This is a genomic window from Protofrankia sp. CiP3 (genome assembly GCF_917627345.1).
Lineage (GTDB): Bacteria > Actinomycetota > Actinomycetes > Frankiales > Frankiaceae > Protofrankia.
On sequence record NZ_CAKJTM010000207.1, the window covers coordinates 1376 to 3333 of the forward strand.

General features: G+C 70.1%; 2 protein-coding genes. One reads left to right on the forward strand and one right to left on the reverse strand.

All coding sequences use genetic code 11. From position 1 onward, the window contains the following. The coding region (locus tag MJ797_RS26275; protein ID WP_239342358.1) for a recombinase family protein at positions 1 to 204 on the reverse strand (204 nt) is incomplete at its 3' end. Positions 205 to 272: 68 nt separating this feature from the next. Here MJ797_RS26275 and MJ797_RS26280 point away from each other — a divergent pair. Then, a complete protein-coding gene (locus tag MJ797_RS26280; protein WP_239342360.1) occupies positions 273 to 1931 on the forward strand; it encodes an ISKra4 family transposase in 1659 nt (552 codons plus the stop codon). Positions 1932 to 1958: the final 27 nt, after the last annotated feature.

The following is a 1958-nucleotide window of genomic DNA, read 5'->3' on the forward strand; positions in this document are numbered from 1 at the left end:
TGCCCGCCGGTTCAGACCAGCCGGCGTGCTATGGTCGGTCATCGTCTTTCCGAAGACAGCCTTCCCCACGTACGCGGGATTACGCAACATTCCCCAGATCACCGACCGGTCCCAGCGGTTCTTGCCGGTACGCGTCGGGTGTAGTTCCCATGGAGTGAGCCGGTTGGCGTGATGATCTTTGAGTTTTGGGGTGCTGTTGATCAATAAGAAGGCTCCTTCTCGTTACGGTCGCGGGTGTCTACTCCACGGTCCGTCAACGAAAAGGAGCCTCGGTGACAGCGTACGAGAGGTTGGCGCGGCTCGCCGAGAGTGGCCACTTCGAGGAGACGCTGGCGCGGTGCGCGGACCTCGTGGAGGCGATGGAGTCCACCCGGACCGGCGGGCTGACCCACGACGCGCTCGAAGACGTCATCGAGGGCCGGCTGCGTACGATCGGCCACGGCGCGATCGCAGACCACCTGGCGCTGCGCGCGCTGCGGGAGCAGCCGGTCTCGCCCCGGCCGGTCGGGGCCGACGAGATCCCGCGGACCCGGCTGGAACACGGCCACGACACGGTCCTGACCAGCCTCTTCGGGGATGTCACGGTGGTCAGGAAGGCCTACCGGGCCCCGGGGGTGCGCAATCTCTACCCGGCCGACCGAGACCTGAACCTGCCGGACGGGCAGTACTCGCACGGCCTGCGCCGTCGGATCGTGCGCGCGGTGGCGATCAGCCCGTACGACGAGGCGATCGACGCGGTGGAACGCGACACCGGGGTCCGGGTCGGTAAGCGCCAGGCTGTGCAGGCCGTCGAGCGCGCGGCGATGGACCTCGAGGCGTTCTACGCCCTGCCGCCCGACGAACGTCTGCCACCCGACGACCGCGACGCCACCGCGACGACCATCATGGGCGAGGAGGATCGCGCTCTCGGCGAGGGTGCGGACCAGCAGCAGGCGGACGGCGACGCACCGGAGCGGGGGCTTCTCGTGCTGCAGGCCGACGGAAAGGGCATCCCGATGCGGCCCGACGGGCTGCGCGCCCAGGCCGCGAAAGCCGCCGCCGAAGCGAAGGCCACCGACCGGCGCCGCACCGGACTCGCGTCGGCGGAGAAAACCGGCCGCACGCGCATGGCCGAGGTCACCACCGTCTACCGGATCGCCCGCGCCCCGCGCACGATCGACGACGTCGTGCCCGCCCCGGGACGCCGCGACACCGCCGAGGCCGCCGCCGCCCGCGCGGCGAAGCGCCGCGCGGCCCCCCGCCCGGTCGACCGCTGGCTGTCGGCGTCCCTCGTCGACGACATCCCCACCGCGATCGCCACCATGTTCGACCAGGCCGAACTTCGCGATCATGGTCGCGAGCTGGACTGGGTGGCCCTCGTCGACGGGAACAACGCCCAGATCGCCGCGATCGAGGCCGAGGCGACCCGCCGCGACCTGACCCTGACCGTGATCGTCGACGTGATCCACGTGATCGGCTACCTGTGGAAGGCCGCCGCGGTGTTCTTCACCTGCGACGACCCCGACGACCCAGGCGGGAAGAACTGGCTGCGCGACCGGCTACGCGCCCTCCTCGCCGGCCGGGCCCGCGACGTCGCGACCGGGATCCGCCGCCGCGCGACCGGCGAGGCCCTGACCGGCACCGGGCGCCAGACCATCGACGAGGTCGCCCGCTACCTCGACGCGAAAGCTCCCTACCTCGACTACCCGACCGCGCTCGCCGAGGGTTACCCGATCGCGACCGGCGTGATGGAAGGGGCATGTAGGCACCTCGTGATGGACAGATTCGAGGTGGGTGGGGCGAGATGGGGACTCGAAGGCGCCGAAGCGGTCCTCGGACTGCGCGCCGTCATCACCAACGGCGACTTCGACGCCTACTGGCGGTTTCACCTCCGCCAGGAACTCCGCCGTAACCACGACAGCAAGTACGCAGAACCACACACACCGACCTGATCAACTCACTCTTGCGGAACTACACCC